The sequence below is a fragment of the Stenotrophomonas sp. GbtcB23 genome (genome assembly GCF_019091045.1).
Classification (GTDB): Bacteria; Pseudomonadota; Gammaproteobacteria; order Xanthomonadales; family Xanthomonadaceae; genus Stenotrophomonas; species Stenotrophomonas rhizophila_A.
Map to the genome: position 1 here is coordinate 1 of NZ_JAGXKC010000704.1, position 234 is coordinate 234.

General features: G+C 70.5%; 1 pseudogene. It reads left to right on the forward strand.

The window, feature by feature from the left end:
* Positions 1 to 234, forward strand: a pseudogene (locus KVS69_RS20635) (mechanosensitive ion channel family protein); the annotation flags it as partial.

A 234-nucleotide genomic window follows, 5' to 3' on the forward strand; every position in this document is an offset into this window, starting at 1 on the left:
TCGGGTTGACGGCGTGCTTCATCTGGCTGCTGGTGCGCGCGGTGGCTGCCGGCGAGCAGGCGATCCTGCGTGACCCCCCGATGGAAGTGGCCGACAACCTGGCCGCCCGCCGCATCCAGACCCAGACCCGCGTGCCCAGCCGCGTGCTGATGGGCGCCATCAACCTGGTCGGCGCCTCGATGGTGCTGCTGACCTTCCCGATGGTGCGCCAGATCGGCACCGCACTGCTGGCCT